Origin of the sequence: Actinosynnema sp. NPDC020468 (assembly GCF_040642015.1) — a bacterium.
Classification (GTDB): Bacteria; Actinomycetota; Actinomycetes; order Mycobacteriales; family Pseudonocardiaceae; genus Actinosynnema.
In genome coordinates this window covers 21,841-38,753 of sequence record NZ_JBFAEO010000006.1, presented here as the reverse complement: position 1 = coordinate 38,753, position 16,913 = coordinate 21,841, and the positions used below count along the sequence as shown (strand labels likewise).

Annotated in this window: 15 protein-coding genes; 13 read left to right on the top strand and 2 right to left on the bottom strand. The window is 70.3% G+C overall.

Annotation, left to right across the window (positions count from 1 at the left end; genetic code table 11):
* Positions 1 to 257 precede the first annotated feature (257 nt).
* The gene (gene trpS, locus AB0G50_RS07125; RefSeq protein ID WP_360103215.1) at positions 258 to 1,223 is read right to left on the bottom strand and encodes a tryptophan--tRNA ligase; all 966 of its coding nucleotides are present in this window, start codon (positions 1,221 to 1,223) and stop codon (positions 258 to 260) included.
* A 196-nt stretch (positions 1,224 to 1,419) separates the two neighbouring features.
* Here trpS and AB0G50_RS07120 point away from each other — a divergent pair, with 196 nt between their 5' ends.
* The 11 genes from AB0G50_RS07120 to AB0G50_RS07070 all read left to right on the top strand — a co-directional run bounded on the left by AB0G50_RS07120 (position 1,420) and on the right by AB0G50_RS07070 (position 14,240).
* Positions 1,420 to 1,719 (top strand): YciI family protein, encoded by a 300-nt coding sequence (locus tag AB0G50_RS07120; protein ID WP_360103213.1) that lies wholly within the window; start codon positions 1,420 to 1,422, stop codon positions 1,717 to 1,719.
* 256 nt (positions 1,720 to 1,975) lie between these two features.
* Entirely contained in the window at positions 1,976 to 3,877 is a 1,902-nt protein-coding gene (gene typA / locus AB0G50_RS07115) for a translational GTPase TypA (RefSeq protein WP_360103211.1), read from the top strand.
* Positions 3,878 to 4,028: 151 nt separating this feature from the next.
* Positions 4,029 to 5,774: an ABC transporter family substrate-binding protein gene (locus tag AB0G50_RS07110; RefSeq protein WP_360103209.1), complete on the top strand. Its 1,746-nt coding sequence runs from the start codon at positions 4,029 to 4,031 to the stop codon at positions 5,772 to 5,774.
* 303 nt (positions 5,775 to 6,077) lie between these two features.
* Positions 6,078 to 7,898: an ABC transporter family substrate-binding protein gene (locus AB0G50_RS07105; protein WP_360103207.1), complete on the top strand. Its 1,821-nt coding sequence runs from the start codon at positions 6,078 to 6,080 to the stop codon at positions 7,896 to 7,898.
* A gap of 145 nt (positions 7,899 to 8,043) precedes the next feature.
* Positions 8,044 to 9,042, top strand: coding sequence for an ABC transporter permease (locus AB0G50_RS07100; RefSeq protein WP_360103205.1), 999 nt, complete (start codon positions 8,044 to 8,046; stop codon positions 9,040 to 9,042).
* Positions 9,035 to 9,988: an ABC transporter permease gene (locus tag AB0G50_RS07095; protein ID WP_360103203.1), complete on the top strand. Its 954-nt coding sequence runs from the start codon at positions 9,035 to 9,037 to the stop codon at positions 9,986 to 9,988. Before AB0G50_RS07100 ends, AB0G50_RS07095 begins: the two co-directional genes overlap by 8 nt.
* Positions 9,985 to 11,163, top strand: a complete 1,179-nt coding sequence (locus AB0G50_RS07090) for an ABC transporter ATP-binding protein (protein ID WP_360103201.1) — start codon at positions 9,985 to 9,987, stop codon at positions 11,161 to 11,163. The genes AB0G50_RS07095 and AB0G50_RS07090 overlap by 4 nt, the downstream gene beginning before the upstream one ends.
* Positions 11,160 to 12,224, top strand: a complete 1,065-nt coding sequence (locus tag AB0G50_RS07085) for an oligopeptide/dipeptide ABC transporter ATP-binding protein (protein WP_360103199.1) — start codon at positions 11,160 to 11,162, stop codon at positions 12,222 to 12,224. The genes AB0G50_RS07090 and AB0G50_RS07085 overlap by 4 nt, the downstream gene beginning before the upstream one ends.
* A 69-nt stretch (positions 12,225 to 12,293) precedes the next feature.
* Positions 12,294 to 13,124 carry an N-acetyl-1-D-myo-inositol-2-amino-2-deoxy-alpha-D-glucopyranoside deacetylase gene (gene mshB / locus AB0G50_RS07080; protein WP_360103197.1) on the top strand — a complete coding sequence of 277 codons (831 nt, stop codon included), beginning with the start codon at positions 12,294 to 12,296 and terminating at the stop codon, positions 13,122 to 13,124.
* Positions 13,121 to 13,513, top strand: a complete 393-nt coding sequence (locus AB0G50_RS07075; RefSeq protein ID WP_360103195.1) for a hypothetical protein — start codon at positions 13,121 to 13,123, stop codon at positions 13,511 to 13,513. The genes mshB and AB0G50_RS07075 overlap by 4 nt, the downstream gene beginning before the upstream one ends.
* Positions 13,497 to 14,240, top strand: coding sequence for a hypothetical protein (locus AB0G50_RS07070; RefSeq protein ID WP_360103193.1), 744 nt, complete (start codon positions 13,497 to 13,499; stop codon positions 14,238 to 14,240). The genes AB0G50_RS07075 and AB0G50_RS07070 overlap by 17 nt, the downstream gene beginning before the upstream one ends.
* A 347-nt stretch (positions 14,241 to 14,587) precedes the next feature.
* Here the strand turns inward: AB0G50_RS07070 and AB0G50_RS07065 are convergent, their stop codons facing one another.
* Positions 14,588 to 15,322: a GNAT family N-acetyltransferase gene (locus AB0G50_RS07065; protein WP_360103191.1), complete on the bottom strand. Its 735-nt coding sequence runs from the start codon at positions 15,320 to 15,322 to the stop codon at positions 14,588 to 14,590.
* A gap of 146 nt (positions 15,323 to 15,468) precedes the next feature.
* Here AB0G50_RS07065 and fdxA point away from each other — a divergent pair, with 146 nt between their 5' ends.
* Both fdxA and dapC read left to right on the top strand, forming a co-directional pair.
* Positions 15,469 to 15,795, top strand: coding sequence for a ferredoxin (gene fdxA / locus AB0G50_RS07060; protein WP_360103189.1), 327 nt, complete (start codon positions 15,469 to 15,471; stop codon positions 15,793 to 15,795).
* Positions 15,792 to 16,874 (top strand): succinyldiaminopimelate transaminase, encoded by a 1,083-nt coding sequence (gene dapC, locus AB0G50_RS07055; RefSeq protein ID WP_360103187.1) that lies wholly within the window; start codon positions 15,792 to 15,794, stop codon positions 16,872 to 16,874. The genes fdxA and dapC overlap by 4 nt, the downstream gene beginning before the upstream one ends.
* Positions 16,875 to 16,913: the final 39 nt, after the last annotated feature.

Genomic DNA, 16,913 nt, shown 5'->3' with positions numbered 1-16,913 from the left:
GACCTGCTGGAATCCCGGGAGTAGCGGCGGACTCGGACTTGCCCGACCGGGTGCTGCTGCCCGCCCTCCACGACCTGCTGGAATCCCGGGAGTAGCGGCGGGCCCGGACTCGTCCGACCGGGTCCCGCCGCCACGAACCTGTCGGAGCCGCGACACCGGCCGGGCTCCCTCTCCCGCCGACTCGGGTCCCGCGATCTGCCGGAGCCGCGAGCCCGGACCCGGTCGCCCGCCGCCCGCGACCCGCCCGAACCCCGGAGTTACCCCAGGCCGGACATCCGCAGCGCCGCGTCCAGCCGGTGCCCGGCCCGCTCCCGCGCCCGTTCGGCGCCGTGCGCGCGCACCCGGTCCAGCTCAGCCGGGTCGTCCAGCAGGGCCCGGGTGCGCTCGCGCACCCCGCGCAGCTCCTCGACCACCGCGTCCGCGACCGCGTCCTTCAACGCCGCGTAGTCCGGCAGCGAGTCGGCCAGGTCGGCCGGTTCCTTCCGGGTGCACGCGGCGAGGACCTCGAGCAGGTTCGACACACCGGGCTGACCGGCCGGGTCGTGCCGCACCACGCCCAGGTCGTCGGTCACCGCGCGCTTCACCTTGCGCCGCACCAGGTCCGGCGGGTCGAGGACGAAGACGGTGCCCGCCGAGTCCGGCGCCGTCTTGGCCATCTTCCGGGTCGGGTCGGCCAGGTCGCGCACCCGCGCCGCGGTCTGCGGCACCACCGAGCGCGGCATCGCGAAGACCTCGCCGTAGGTGCCGTTGAACCGGCGCGCGAGCACTCTGGCCAGCTCGACGTGCTGGGCCTGGTCGTCGCCGACGGGCACCTCGTTCGCGCCCTGGAGCAGGATGTCGGCCGCCATCAGCACCGGGTAGGTGAGCAGGCTGAGCCGCACCGAGTCGCGGCCGGCGGACTTCTCCTTGAACTGGATCATCCGGGCGGCCTCGCCGTAGGTGCAGGTGCACTCGAGCACCCAGGTCAGCGCGCCCAGCTCGCGCACCAGGTCGGACTGGACGCACACGGACCGCGGGTCGACGCCGGCGGCGATCAACACCGCCAGTTGCTCGCGGGTCAACGAGCGCAATCGCGCCGGGTTGTGGGACGTGGTCATCGCGTGCAGGTCGCTGATGAAGTACACGTCCTCGGCGGTGCCCTCGGCCGCCCACTGCCGGATCGCGCCGAGGTAGTTGCCCAGTTGGACCGGGCCGGACGGGGTGATGGCGGACAACCTGATCATGGTGGGGTTCCTCCGGTGGTGTGCCCGCCGGGTCCGCCCTCAGCACGCAGGAGGCCGCCTCTGGCGGGCGGCCTGCGCTGGTCTCAACGCACTGGTCTCACGGCCGCCGGAAGGCGGGCCGCCAAGACGCGTAAAAAGTGCGCATAGGTCGATCGTAGCGGGTTCCACCGGGCGTCGGCGGATCTACCGTTTTCCCATGTACATCGTGCTGCTGGAGTACACGGAGCCCTTACACGAGGTCGACTACTCGCTGGCGGACCACGTCGCGTGGCTGGACCGCCAGTACGAAGCGGGGAACTTCCTCGCCTCCGGACGCCGGGTGCCGCGCACCGGCGCCGTGATCATCGCGCGACCGATGCCACGCGGGAAGCTCGACGCCCTGCTCGCCACGGACCCCTTCGCGGTCCGCAGGCTCGCCCGCTACTCGGTGGTGGAGTTCCAGGCCGGCCGCACGGCTCCGGAACTCTCCCGGGTGAACGAGTACGCCTACCCCTGACCCTTCTTCGCCCTCTTGAGCGCGAGCACGGGGCATCGCTTGCAGCGCGGGGAAGAGCGACAACACTTCTTCTTCACCTTGCCCTTGCCCACGTGTCGCACTCCACTCATCCGGGTGTCCCCACAGTAGGTGAGGCTGACCTCACCTACCACACGTGTGTGGTAATGGCGGCGCTACCGGTAGTCTGTGGGAAGGCTGCGCGCGAACACCTGTCCTGGCGCCTGCCTTCCTCGACAGACAGCTCTAGGAGTTCCGCGTGCCCACGGCCACCGCGTCGATCAAGGAAACGCTGGTCCGCAACGACCTGCGCAACGTGGCGATCGTCGCGCACGTTGACCACGGCAAGACCACCCTGGTCGACGCCATGCTCCGCCAGTCCGGAGCCTTCTCCGAACGCGCCGAACTCGTCGACCGGGTCATGGACTCCGGCGAGTTGGAGCGGGAGAAGGGCATCACCATCCTCGCCAAGAACACCGCGGTGCGCCGGCACACGGGCGACGGCGTGGTCACCATCAACGTGGTGGACACGCCGGGCCACGCCGACTTCGGCGGCGAGGTCGAGCGCGGCCTGTCCATGGTCGACGGCGTCGTGCTGCTGGTCGACGCCTCCGAGGGCCCGCTGCCCCAGACCCGGTTCGTGCTGCGCAAGACGCTGGCCGCCGGGCTGCCGGTGATCCTCGTGGTGAACAAGGTCGACCGCCCCGACGCCCGGATCTCCGAGGTGGTCGAGGAGGCGCACGACCTGCTGCTGGACCTGGCGACCGAGGTCGGCGCCGACGACTCGGTGCTGGACCTGCCGGTGGTGTACGCCTCGGCGCGCGCCGGCCGCGCGTCGCTCGCCCAGCCCGAGGACGGCGGCATGCCGGACGGGGAGAACCTGGACGTGCTGTTCCAGGTGCTGCTCGACCACATCCCGGCCCCGACCGGTGACGCGGACGCGCCGCTGCGCGCGCTGGTCACCAACCTCGACGCGTCGACCTTCCTCGGCCGCATCGCGCTGTGCCGCATCGCCGCCGGTCGCATCCGCAAGGGCGAGACCGTGGCGTGGTGCCGCGAGGACGGCTCCGTGTCGAAGGTCCGCATCACCGAGCTGCTGATCACCGAGGCGCTGGACCGCGTCCCGGCCGAGGAGGCGAGCGCGGGCGACCTGGTCGCCATCGCCGGCATCCCGGAGATCACCATCGGCGACACGCTGGCCGACGCGGAGAACCCGGACCCGCTGCCCCGGATCACCGTGGACGAACCCGCCATCTCGATGACCATCGGCGTGAACACCTCGCCGCTGGCCGGCCGCAACGGCGGTACCAAGCTGACCGCGCGGGTGCTCAAGGCCCGGCTCGACTCCGAGCTGGTCGGCAACGTGTCGGTGCGCGTGCTGCCGACCGAGCGCCCGGACACCTGGGAGGTGCAGGGCCGCGGCGAGCTGGCGCTGGCCATCCTGGTCGAGCAGATGAAGCGCGAGGGCTTCGAGCTGACCGTGGGCAAGCCGCAGGTGGTCACCAGGCAGGTCGACGGCAAGACGCACGAGCCGTTCGAGCGGCTGACGATCGACGCGCCCGAGGAGCACCTGGGCGCGATCACCCAGCTGCTGGCCAACCGCAAGGGCCGCATGGAGAACATGTCGGGCCACGGCAGCGGTCGGATCAAGCTGGACTACGTCGTGCCGTCGCGCGGCCTGATCGGCTTCCGCACCGAGTTCCTCACCGAGACCCGGGGCACCGGCATCGCGAACGCCGTCGCCGAGGGCTACGGCCCGTGGGCGGGCGAGATCCGCACCCGCCACAACGGCTCGCTGGTCGCCGACCGCACGGGCTCGATCACCGCGTACGCGATGATCCAGCTGGCCGACCGCGGCACGTTCTTCGTGGAGCCGGGCGCGGACGCCTACGAGGGCATGGTCGTGGGCGAGAACCCGCGCGCCGAGGACCTCGACGTCAACGTGTGCCGCGAGAAGAAGCTGACCAACATGCGCACGTCGACCGCCGACGTGATGGAAACCCTGGCCCGCCCCCGCAAGCTCTCGCTGGAGGAGGCGCTGGAGTTCTGCGCCGCCGACGAGTGCGTGGAGGTCGCGCCGGAGGTCGTCCGGGTCCGCAAGGTGACCCTCGACGCCAACCAGCGCGGTCGTGAGCGCAACCGGGCCAAGCTCCGCGGCTGATCCCGCACTTCCGAAGGCCCCGTCGACCCAGGTCGGCGGGGCCTTCGCCGTGCACCGGGCGGGGCGGCGGCGGAGGTGGTGCGGCTCGCGGTCGACGCCGTCGCGGGGTCGGCCGGGCACCGGGGGTGGTCGTCGGTCGAGGCGGGTGGGGGTGAGCGGTCCGGTGCGGGGTTCGTCTGGCACCCTCGTGCGCATGACTAGGTCTGGGGGGACCCTGAGACGGGCCGTCGTGGTGGTCGTGGTGCTGGTCTCGGCCGTGGCCTGCACCGCTACGCCGCCGCCTCCCCTCGTGCCCAGCACGCCCGGCATGACCGTGGTCCCCAAGGAGAAGCTGAACGAGGTCGTGGTCGGCGTGGACGACGTGAAGGGCGGGTACAACCCGCACACCTTCGCGGGCCAGTCCACCGTCACGACCGCGCTCGCCTCGCTGCTGCTGCCGTCCGCCTTCCGGGCCACCGCCGACGGCGGCACCCAGCTCGACCGGAACCTGCTGGTCGACGCGGCGGTGACCAAGGCGAACCCGTTCACCGTGACCTACACGATCCGCAAGGACGCCAGCTGGTCGGACTCGGCGCCCATCGCGGCCGAGGACTTCGTCTACCTCTGGCAGCGGATGCGGTCCGAGCCCGGCGTGGTCGACCCGGCGGGCTACCGGCTGATCGAGGACATCACGAGCCGCGAGGGCGGCAAGGTCGTGGAGGTCGCGTTCACCAAGTCCTACCCCGGGTGGCGCAGCCTGTTCTCCGCCCTGCTGCCGGCGCACCTGCTCAAGGACGCGCCCGGCGGCTGGGCCTCCGCGCTCGCGGACAGCTTCCCGGCGACCGGCGGCCCGTTCGCCGTCCGCACGCTCGACCAGCCGCGCGGCGAGATCATCCTGGAGCGCAACGACCGGTTCTGGGAGCAGCCGACGGCGCTGGACCGGGTGGTGCTGCGCCGGGCGAGCCACCACGACACGGTCGAGGCGCTCAAGTCCGGCGACGACCAGGCCGCGCTCGTGCGGGCCGACGCCATCGCCGAGAACGACCTCGCCACGCTCGCCACCACGACGGCGCTCACCAACACGGTGGTGCCCAGGCCCGAGGTCGTCCAGGTGCTGTTCCGGCCGGCCGCGCCCCAGCTGGCCGACCTCAAGGTCCGGACGGCGGTGATGAACGCCCTCAACCGGGACGAGCTGATCGCCATCGGCAGCGGCAACGGGCCTTCGGTCAAGCTGCGCGCCGACGCCCAAGTGGTTCCGCCGACCAAAACCGGTTACACGGCCACCGCGCCCGCCCTCGACCCCGCCCTGACGGCCCGGTTGTTGTCCGAAGCCGGCTACGCGAAGCCGGACAACGGCCAGTGGGGCCGCGACGGCCGACCGCTCGACCTCGCGATCGCCGCACCTGCGGGAATAGAGCCCTACGCGACCATCGCAAACCAGGTCCAGCGTCAACTGTCATTGTCCGGAATCGCTTCGCACGTCCTGACAACGCCCCCGAATCAGTTGTTCGGACGAGATCTCGCGGGCACTGCTACGTCCAATGGCGAACAGCCGGAAGTGGTCGACATTGCCGTCGTGCCGCTCGTCGACACCGGTGATTCCGCCGCCGTTCTGGCTTCGGCATTCGGCTGCCGCACCACGACGGGCGACGCGGGTACACCCATTCCGGCGAATCTGTCGGGTTTCTGCGACCAGACCGTCCAGCCCACGATCGAGGCCGCACTGACGGGTGATCAGTTGCTCTCCGAAGCGCTGGCCCGGGTGGAGCCGGTGCTCTGGCAGCAGGCCGTCGCCCTGCCGTTGTTCCAGGTAGCGGACGTTTTGGTGACACTCCCGGCGGCTCAGAACGTCACCGCCGGCGCACCGTTCGCGGGGCCGCTCAGCGGTGCCGCGACGTGGCGCCGGGAAGGTCGTTGACCGTTGACGGAGTAAAAATCTCCCGCTTCCGGGTGGTTCCGACGTGCGATCGTGGTTCAGTATTGACAGTATTCCGGTAGTCCGGTTAACGAACGCTCCCGCCCGGTAACGACGGAGTAGCATGCTGCTACCAGCGTGTCACCCTTTGGTCACGATCGGCCGAGGGGCAGTGACCCTGTGCCTTGACGCTTCTTATCGTGCTGCAACGGTGTGTCGGTTCGGGGCGCGTTTGGCACATCTCGGTTATGGGTGGAAGTCGACTCAAACGGTCGTTCCAACCCGGTGCTAGGAGGGCACGTGTCGATGAGGAGATCAAAGGCTGTCTCGGCGCTCGCGCTGTTGACCGGCGCCGCACTCGTGTTGAGTGCGTGTGGCGGTGGCGGCTCGGGCGAGGGCGACCAAGGTGGCCAGCAGAACGCCGACCCGGGCAAGGTCGGCGGTGCGGACCAGGTGCTGAAGCGTCCCAAGGTGGACGACATCGGCGAGATCGCGATCACCGTGGAAGAGGGCTTCCACAACTACAACAACTACATCGGCGCGACGAACAACTTCTCGAGCGTCATCGCGCTGTCGAACGTGTCCCCCTCGCCGTACGTGGCCGACCTGGTGGACGGCAAGGTCGTCATCAAGATCGACGGCGACCTGATGGAGTCGATCAAGGTCACCTCGACGGACCCGCAGGTCATCGAGTGGAAGGTCCGCAAGGAGGCGGTCTGGTCCGACGGCCAGCCGATCGACTGCAAGGACTTCTACCTGAAGTGGCTGTCCGGCGCGTCCAAGGCCAAGGTCAAGGGCGAGGACGGCACCGAGGCCTCGATCTGGGACTCCGCGACCACCGGCTACGAGGACGTCTCGAAGCTCGAGTGCTCGGATGGCAACAAGACCATCAAGACCACGTTCTCCAAGCCGTTCGCCGACTACCGGGGCATGTTCTCCCAGGTCGGCAGCGACGGTCTGCTCCCGGCGCACATCCTGGAGGCCAAGACCGGCATCCCGGACGTCACCAAGATCACGCCCGAGCAGAACGACGACACGGTCAAGAAGGCCGCCGAGTTCTACACCAAGGGCTGGCTGGGCTTCGACCCCGCAGTCGCCCTCTCGGGTGGCCCCTACAAGATCGAGTCCGCGGACCTGAAGGACCAGACGGTCCTCGTCCGCAACGACAAGTGGTGGGGCGAGAAGCCGGCCGCGTCGAAGGTCATCATCAAGACCAACACCGACCCCCAGTCGGCGGCGCAGCAGCTCCAGAACAAGGAGGTCGTGGCGATCGCGCCGCAGGCCGACGCCGCGGTCGCGCAGCAGCTGCGCGGTGACACCGCGTTCAAGGTGTTCGCCGCCGGTGGCCAGACCTTCGAGCACGTCGACTTCAACATGTCGCGTCCGCTGTTCAAGCAGAACAAGGACCTGCGCACGGCGATCGCCCAGTGCTTCGACCGCCAGTCGCTGATCGACAACCTGGTCAAGGACGTCGACCCGAACGCCAAGCCGCTGGGCAGCCTGACCTTCATGCCCAACGAGATCGGCTACGAGGACCACTACAGCGACCTCGGCAAGGGTGACGTCGCGGCGGCCAAGAAGACGCTCGAGGACGGCGGCTGGAAGCAGGGCGCCGACGGCATCTACACCAAGGGCGAGTTCCGGGCCTCCTTCAAGCTGGGCCACAAGGTCGTCCAGCGTCGTGCCGACACCGTGCGCATCCTCCAGGACAAGTGCAAGCAGGCCGGCATCGAGATCGTGGACGACGCGGACACCGCCTTCAACGACAAGCGCCTCCCGGCCAGCGAGTTCGACGCCGCGCTGTTCGCCTGGGTCGGTCAGCCGCTGAAGGCCGGCTCGTACGGCAACTACGCCCAGAAGGCCAAGGGCGGCACGGGCAACTACAACCAGTACGACTCCGCCACGATGACGGAGAAGTGGGCGGCCGCCAACGGCGAGCTGGACTACCAGAAGCGCATCGGCCTGATGAACGAGGTCGACAAGATCATGCGCGACGACCTGCACAGCGTCCCGCTGTTCCAGCTGCCCGACTTCGCGGCCTCGTCCGCGGACATCAGCCCGATCTCGTACATCGGTGTCGGTGGCGGTATCACCTGGAACCTGTACGCCTGGCAGATCAAGAAGTAGGACGAGCTCTGGTTGGCTCGCGGCTGTAAACGACCCATCCGACCGGGGGGTCGGTGCCACAAGCACCGGCCCCCCGGACGGTGTCCGCGTCCGATAGGTCCTCCCGCCCGCAGCGGTGCAGGCCTAGGGAGACTAGAGACTTGTCATGTTCCGTTACATAATCCGGCGGTTGTTGATCTCGATCCCGCTGCTGATCGTGGCTTCGTTCCTGTGCTTCGGACTGACCAACGCCATGGGCGACCCCCTGGGCGAGTGGAAGCTCCAGAAGCCGCGAACACCCGCGGAGATCTCCCTGGCGTACGAGCGCACGGGGTACAACAAGCCCTTCCTGGAGCGCTACGTCAACTGGGCAGGCGACTTCGTCACCGGTGACTGGGGCGAGTCCGTCGTCCCCGGCAACGCCGGCAAGCCCGTCAAGGAAGACCTGCTCAAGTCGTTCGTCGTGACGCTGCGACTCATCATCGGGGCCGAGATCATCGCGCTGGCCCTGGGGATGGCGGTCGGCGTCATCGGTGCGGTGAGACAGTACTCGATCTTCGACTACACGGCGACCGGAATAGCGTTCGCCATGTTCTCGATGCCGTTGTTCTGCGTGGCGCTGGTGCTCAAGGCCGGCGGCATCCAGCTGAACAACTGGTTGGAGTCCATAGGCGGGGACCGGTGGATCATCACCGCCGGACCACCGGGCGACGGCTTCAAGGGCAGCTTCGGGCACCAGCTGTTCCAGTACTCCGGCGCCTACATCCTGCCGACCATCTGCCTGATCGTGATCCAGTTCGCCCTGTACAGCCGGTTCCAGCGCGCCTCGATGCTGGAGACGCTGAACTCGGACTACGTGCGGACCGCGCAGGCCAAGGGCGTCTCGCAGGGCCGTGCCATCTTCAAGCACGCGTTCCGCAACGCCCTGATCCCCATCATCACGGTGTCCTCGCTCAACATCGGCGCGAGCTTCGGCGGCGCGGTCATCACCGAGACGGTCTTCGGCTGGTCCGGCATGGGCAAGTTCCTGGTGGAGGCGATCACCAAGCTGGAGCCCTACCAGGTGCTCGGCTTCATGATGGTGACCGCGGTCTTCATCATCGTGTTCAACCTGATCGCGGACATCATGTACGCCTTCCTGGACCCGAGGATTCGCCTTGACTGAGATCGGTTCCCCCGTGGCGCAGCCGCCGGCGCCGCCGTCGGCCGAGGTCAGCCAGTTCGACTCCTCGGCCACGCGCAAGCAGTGGCAGGTCATCCTGCGCCGGTTCCTGCGGCACCGCGCGGCGGTCATCGGGTTCGGCATCTTCGTCGTGCTGGTGCTGTTCGCGTTCCTGGGCGGCGCGCTGTGGAAGTACGACTTCACGCAGCTCAGCCTCGGCCGGTACAAGCCGCCGAGCGGCGACCACCCGTTCGGCACCGACCGGCTCGGCGGCGACATGGTCGCCCAGACCATCCGCGGCACCCAGTTCTCGCTCCAGATCGCGCTGATCGTGGCCCTCATGGCCACCGTCATCGGCGTGGTGCTGGGCGCGCTCGCGGGTTACCTGCGCGGTTGGGTCGACACGGTGATCAGCCGGTTCACCGACCTCGTCCTGGTGCTGCCGCCGTTCATCATCGCGGCGGTCCTGGTGCGCAACAGCTTCGTGGTCTCGGTGGCGGGCGGCGGCGGCAGCAACTGGTTGATCGTGGCCATCTACCTCGGCCTGATCAGCTGGATGCCCATCGCCCGCGTCATCCGCGGCATGGTGCTCTCGTTGCGCGAGAAGGAGTTCGTGGAGGCCGCGCACGCGCTGGGCGCCTCGACGCCGCGCATCGTGTTCCGGCACATCCTGCCGAACGCGGTCGACGTGATCATCGTGAACGCGACGCTGACCGTGGCGCAGGCGGTGCTGCTGGAGGCCGCGCTGTCCTTCATCGGCCTCGGCGTGCAGAGCCCGGACACCTCGTTGGGTCTCATGATCAGCCAGAACAAGAACGAGCTGACGCTGCACCCGTGGCTGTTCTTCATCCCGTTCACCTTCATCGTGCTGATCTCGCTGTCGGTGAACTTCATCGGTGACGGTCTCCGGGACGCCTTCGACCCGAGGCAGAAGAGGGTGAAGGCATGAGTGGGTATGACGTGACGGTCGCACAGCGGTCCGGCCCGGACGGTCGCACCGGCGAGAAGCTGCTGCGGGTGGAGAACCTGTCGGTGGACTTCCCGACCGACGACGGCACCGTGCACGCGGTGCGCGACGTGTCGTTCACCCTCGGCCCGGGCGAGGTGCTCGGCGTCGTCGGCGAGTCCGGCTCGGGCAAGTCGGTGTCGTCCATGGCGATCATGGGTCTGCTGCCCAAGACCGCGGTGATCGGCGGCTCGATCAAGTTCAAGGAACGCGAACTGGTCGGCCTGACCTACAAGCAGATGCAGCCGGTGCGCGGCAACGGCGTGGCGATGATCTTCCAGGACCCGATGACCTCGCTGAACCCGGTGTACACCGTGGGGTGGCAGCTCGCCGAGGCCTACAAGGCGCACCACGACGTGTCGAAGAAGGCGGCCTGGGCCAAGGCCGTCGAGTCGCTGGAACTCGTCGGCATCCCGCAGCCGGACCGCCGCGCGGCGCAGTACCCGCACGAGTTCTCCGGCGGCATGCGGCAGCGCGTGATGATCGCCATGGCGGTCATCAACGACCCGGACGTGATCATCGCGGACGAGCCGACCACCGCGCTGGACGTGACCGTGCAGGCGCAGATCCTGGACACGCTGCTGCGCATCCGGGACGAGACGAGCGCGGGCATCGTGATCATCACCCACGACCTCGGCGTCGTGGCGGGCATGGTGGACCGCGTGCAGGTCATGTACGGCGGCACGGTCGTCGAGCAGGGCACCGTGGACGAGGTCTTCGAGGCCCAGCGCATGCCGTACACCGTGGGTCTGATCGGGTCGATCCCCAACCCGCAGATGCTCGGCAAGCGGCTGACCCCCATCAAGGGCGCGCCGCCCTCGCTGATGAACCTGCCCCCGGGCTGCTCGTTCTCGCCGCGGTGCCCGATCGCGGTGGACGAGTGCCGGACGGTCGAGCCGCTGCTGCTCGAAACCGACCGGCACGGCCACTTCGCGCGCTGCCACCGGTCCGCCCACCTGGCGACCATCCCGAACCCGCAGCGGTTGTTCGCGCACGACGAGATCGGCGTGGTCGAGAACCCCGCCGCGCTCACCACCGCGAACCCCGGAATCCCGGTGGCCGAGGACCTGGCCGCCGTGGAGCGGCGGTTGCACCAAGAGGAGAGCCCGACCTCATGACCACCACGTACGACAGCAACCCGCAGCCGGGCGGACGGGTCTCCGGTCAGGGCCGCGCGCCGCTGCTGGAGGTCAAGGACCTGGTGAAGTCGTTCCCGGTGCGGGGCGGCGGCATCATCCCGCGCACGGTCGGGCAGGTGCAGGCGGTGTCCGGCATCTCGTTCGACCTGTACCCGGGCGAAACCCTGGGTCTGGTCGGCGAGTCCGGCTGCGGCAAGTCCACGTCGGGCCGGGCGATCCTCCAGCTGCACAAGCCGACCTCGGGTTCGGTGAAGTTCGAGGGCCGGGAGCTGACCACCCTGCGGGGCAAGCAGCTGCGCCACATCCGCCGGGACATGCAGATCGTGTTCCAGGACCCGTACGCGTCGCTGAACCCGCGCTGGCAGATCAACGAGCTGATCTCCGAGCCGTTCAAGATCCACGGCAGGCAGGAGGCCGGTTCCGGCAGCGTGCAGCACCGGGTCAACGAGCTGATGGAGCTCGTCGGCCTGAACCCGGAGCACCGCAACCGGTACGCGCACGAGTTCTCCGGCGGTCAGCGGCAGCGCATCGGCATCGCCCGGGCGCTCGCGCTGAACCCGAAGCTCGTCGTGCTCGACGAGCCGGTGTCCGCGCTGGACGTGTCGGTGCAGGCGGGTGTGGTGAACCTGCTGGAGGAGTTGCAGGAGCGCCTCGGGCTGGCCTACCTGTTCGTGGCGCACGACCTCTCGGTCGTCCGGCACATCTCCGACCGGGTCGCCGTGATGTACCTCGGCAAGATCATCGAGATCGGTGAGCGCGAGGACATCTACGCCCGGCCGATGCACCCCTACACCCAGGCGCTGCTGTCCGCGGTGCCGGTGCCGGACCCGAAGTTGGAGCGCCGCCGCCAGCGGATCGTGCTCACCGGTGACGTGCCGTCGCCGGTGAACCCGCCCTCGGGCTGCCGGTTCCGCACCCGCTGCTGGAAGGCGCAGGACATCTGCGCCGTCGAGGAGCCGAGGCTGGAGCGCCGCGGCGACGGCCAGGGCACGCTCTCCGCGTGCCACTTCGCCGAGGTCCGACCGCTGCTGGTCGGCTGATCCACTTGTTACCACCCGGTTGGGGCGACCGGTCTCCGGCTGCCCCGACCGGGTCTCTACGCTGATCCGGTGACCCTCACCGCGCCACCCCGGTTGCTGCTGGTACACGCGCACCCGGACGACGAGAGCCTGTGGACCGGGGGCACGATCGCCCACTACGCGGCCATCGGCGCGCACGTCACCGTGGTCACCTGCACGCTCGGCGAAGAGGGCGAGATCATCCCGCCCGCGCTCGGCGCGCTCGCCGCCGGTCAGGCCGACCAGCTCGGCGGGTACCGGGTGGCCGAACTGCGGTCCGCCTGCGCGGCACTGGGAGTCACCGACCACCGGTTCCTCGGCGGCATCGGGCGGTGGCGCGACTCCGGCATGGTCGGCGTCGAGGCGAACTCCCACCCGCGCGCGTTCGTCCGGGGCTCGCTCGACGAGCAGACCGGGCAGTTGGCGTCGATCATCTCCTCCGTGAAGCCCCAGGTCGTCGTCACCTACGACGCGTTCGGCGGGTACGGGCACCCCGACCACATCCGCGCGCACGAGATCACCACGGCGGCGGCCGGCTCCGTCGACCGGGTGTTCCACGCGGTGACCTCGCGGTCCGCGCTGGCGGAGGGCGTCGAGGGGTTGGCCGGGTTGGCCGACCTGCCGTTCCGGCTGCCGGAGCCCGACGAACTGCCCGCCGTGGACGACGCGCTGATCACCACCACGATCGACATCTCCGAGCACCTGGTGGCCAAGCTGCGCGCGCTGCGGGCGCATTCGACGCAGGTGAGCGTGTGGCAGGACGGCGCGGCGTACGCGTTGTCCAACGGCGTGGCGCAGCCGGTGCTGCGGGCCGAGCACTACGTGCTGGCGCGCGGGTCGGCGCAGGGGTGCGCGACAGACCTGTTCGGGGGCCTCGATTGAGGTCACTGGGGTCGCGGGTGGCGTTGGCGGTCGTGTCGGTCGAGGCGTTCGTCCTCGCGGTGCTGGAGATCTTCTTCCTGCCGTGGCGGTGGGACGGCACGCTGCTGCCGGCGTTCAACGACTGGCCGTTCCCGGTCGCGGTGCTGGTGGCGGTCGTGACGACGCCCGCGCTGGTGGTGGCCGCCTCCTGGTACGCGCGGAGCACCCTCGGCGCGCTGTCGCCGTTGCTGGTGTGGTTGGTGACCCTGCTGGTGTTCGGGCTGTTCGGCCCGGGCGGTGACGTGATGCTGCTGAACGACTGGCGCTCGCTCGCGCTGTTCGCGGGTGGTTCGCTGCCGAGCGCGATCGCCGTGGGCGCGTTCCTGGGTCGCCGTGCCGTCGATCACTGACCGCGACGTGGTGCGGGCCCTCCGCCCGTTCGTGCGAGCGACCGGCCCACTGCTGGACGCGGTGCGTGACACGGACGCGCTGGTGCGGGACCGCTCCGTCGAGGACGGCGCGGACCGGTCGGTGGTGGACCGGCTGTGGGAGGCGCTGGCGGCGGTGAAGGTGCCGGGCACCGCGGCGTGGACCCGGATGGACGTCCGCGACCGCGACGAGTTCTGGCTGAACCGGGTCGGGCGGCTGGTGTCGCTGGTGGCCGCGCTGCCCGGGGTCGGCGGCGCGCTCGCGGACCGCCTGCCCATCCAGTCCGCGCTCGGCGCGGCCGGGCAGGGGTTGCTGCTGTCGGCGCTCGCGGGCGAGCACGGGTTCGACTCGACCGAGGACCGGGTGCGGCTGCTGGCGTGGGTGCTGTTCCAGCGCGCGGTCGACGCCTCCCCGGTGGACCCGGACGAGGACGCCCGGACCCGGGAGCTGACCGAGGAGTTGACCGAGGGCCTCGCCGCGGACCGGGGTGCCGGCTCGACGATCAAGGCCGTCGGTCGCACGGTGTGGAAGCTCGCCAGGGTGCTGTGGTCGCTGGAGGGCGAACTCGACAAGCGCCCACAGGGCCGCTTCTACCACCAGGCGCTCGGGATGCTGCCCGTGGTCGGGGTGGTCGGCGACTACTTCGGCGAGCGCTCGGCCCTCAAACGCGTCCGCACGGCCGCCTACGAGTGGTTCGCCGAGCAGTAGACCGCTGTGGGTCGGGCCGGAGCACGCCCGGCGTCAGGGCTCGCCGGAGGTTTTCGCGCCGACTGTCGTCCGGGGCGGGAACGCACGCTCGGCGTCGGTGCTCGCCGCAGGTTCTCGGGCGGCTGTCGTCCCGGGCGGGAGCGCGACCGGCGTCGGTGCTCGCCGGAGGTGCCCGCGCCGATCGTCGTCCCGCGCCGATCGTCGTCCCGGGCCGGAGCGCGCCCGGCGTCAGGGTTCGCCGCAGGTTCTCGCGCCGACTGTCGTCCCGGGCGAGCACACCCTCGGCAGGCGCGCGGAGGTCTCGCCCCACCGCCGTGACCGGTGCGCCTCGCCGGGGCACGCCCTTGTCAGGCTCCCGGCACCCAGTACCGGTAGCGGTGGTGTTCGGCGCATCCCAGCGCGCGGTACAGCGTGACGGCGGGGGAGTTGTGCTCCGCCACCTGTAGCGCGCACACCCGCGCGCCGTGCTCGAGCCCCCACGTCGCGAGCGCGCCCATCAGCGATCGGGCCACGCCGCCGCGCCGGGCCTCCGGGCGCACGGCCAGCCGCGCCACGTGCAGGACCTCGCCGACCACCGCGCCGCGCACCGCCCCGACGACCACCCCCTCCCGTTCCACCTCCCCGAAACCGACCCGGCTCCCACTACCCAGGACACGCCTCTGCGCGGTCGTCGGGTTGGCCTGCGCGGCCAATTCCCACCAACCGGGTGACGGCGTCCCCGCAACCGCCGCAGCACGGTCCTTCGGGGTGGCGAAGCCACGGAGCGTGCCGGTCATGACCAGCGACTCCGCCCCACCCGGATGATCGACGTCGACCCGCCACCGGGCGTCCGCGACCGCCGCCTCCACCGGCGCGCCCACGACCACGTGCGCGCACGGCGCGATCCCGTGCGCCGCCGCGAACAGCTTCACCCGGTCGAGGGCCTGCGGAACGGGCAGACCGGGGTCGCCGAGGGTCAGGGCGCTGTTCGCGCGACCGGTGAAACCGCCCGCCGCGCGCAGCCGCCACCCGCCCAGCGGCTCGTCGACGAGCGCCGGCCACGCATCGGCACAACGTTGCTCCAACTCGGTGACATCGACCACGGTCGGATGGTCCCCCGCCCAGGTGAGCGTTGTCCTGTGAAGTGGCGCACGGTGCAGATAAGGCAAGCCTGACCGTTGGACAATGGGATTCGCCGCGTACTCTCCGGCTTGCGCGGTGTGGACCAGGACAAGAGCAGGAGAGCGCAGTGACCTATGTGATCGCCCAACCGTGCGTGGACGTGCTCGACAAGGCGTGCATCGAAGAGTGCCCCGTCGACTGCATCTACGAAGGCGACCGGATGCTCTACATCCACCCGGACGAGTGCGTCGACTGCGGTGCCTGCGAACCGGTGTGCCCGGTCGAGGCCATCTACTACGAGGACGACGTGCCCGACCAGTGGAAGGAGTACACGAAGGCGAACGTGGACTTCTTCGACGACCTCGGCTCTCCTGGTGGCTCGACCAAGCTGGGCAAGGTCAGCGCCGACCCCGACTTCATCAAGGCGCTCCCCCAGCAGGCGTCGCACGAGTGATTCGCGCACTCCCGGACTTCCCCTGGGACACCCTGGCCGACCACGCCGCCACGGCACGCGCGCACCCCGGTGGCGTGGTCGACCTGTCGGTGGGCACGCCCGTCGACCCGGTGTCCGAGCCGATCCAGGACGCCCTGTCGGCCGTCGCCGACCAGCCCGGCTACCCGACCACGCACGGCACGCCCGAACTGCGTGAGGCCGTGGTCGAGGCGCTGGCCCGACGGTACGGCGTGCCCGGGCTCGACCCGGCGGCGGTGCTGCCGACCATCGGCTCCAAGGAGCTCGTCGCGTGGCTGCCCACGCTGCTCGGGCTCGGCGAGGGCGACCTCGTGGCGATCCCGGCGCTCGCGTACCCGACCTACGAGGTGGGCGCGCGGCTGGCCGGCGCGACGACCGTGCTGCTGGCCGACGGCGAGGCGCCGCCGCCCGGCACGAAGCTGGTGTGGCTGAACTCCCCGTCCAACCCGACCGGCCGCGTGCTGGACGCCGAGGCGCTGGCCAAGGCGGTCGCCGAGGCGCGGGCGGTGGGCGCGGTCGTGGCGTCCGACGAGTGCTACCTGTCGCTGCCCTGGGAGGCCGAGCCGGTGTCGGTGCTCCGCGAGGAGGTCAACGGCGGCAGCCTGGAGGGGCTGCTGGCGGTGCACTCGCTGAGCAAGTCCTCGAGCCTCGCCGGGTACCGCGCCGGGTTCGTCACCGGCGACCCCGCGCGGGTGAGGGCGTTGCTCGAGCTGCGCAAGCACGCGGGCATGATCGTGCCGCGGCCCGTGCAGTCGGCGATGACCGCCGCGCTGCGCGACGACGAGCACGTGCGCGTCCAGCGCGAGCGGTACCGGGCGCGCCGGGCCGTGCTGCGGCCGGCGCTGGAGGCCGCCGGGTTCCGGGTCGACCACTCGGAGGCCGGCCTGTACCTGTGGTCGACGCGGGACGAGGACGCGGGGAAGACCGTGTCCTGGCTCGCCGAACGCGGTGTCCTCGCCGCTCCCGGCACGTTCTACGGGCCGTCGGGCGACCGCCACGTGCGGATCGCGCTGACCGCGACCGACGAGCGCGTCGCCGAGGCGGCGCGCCGACTGGGCTGACCGGTCCGGGCGTCCCGTGCGGACGCCCGGACCCCGGGC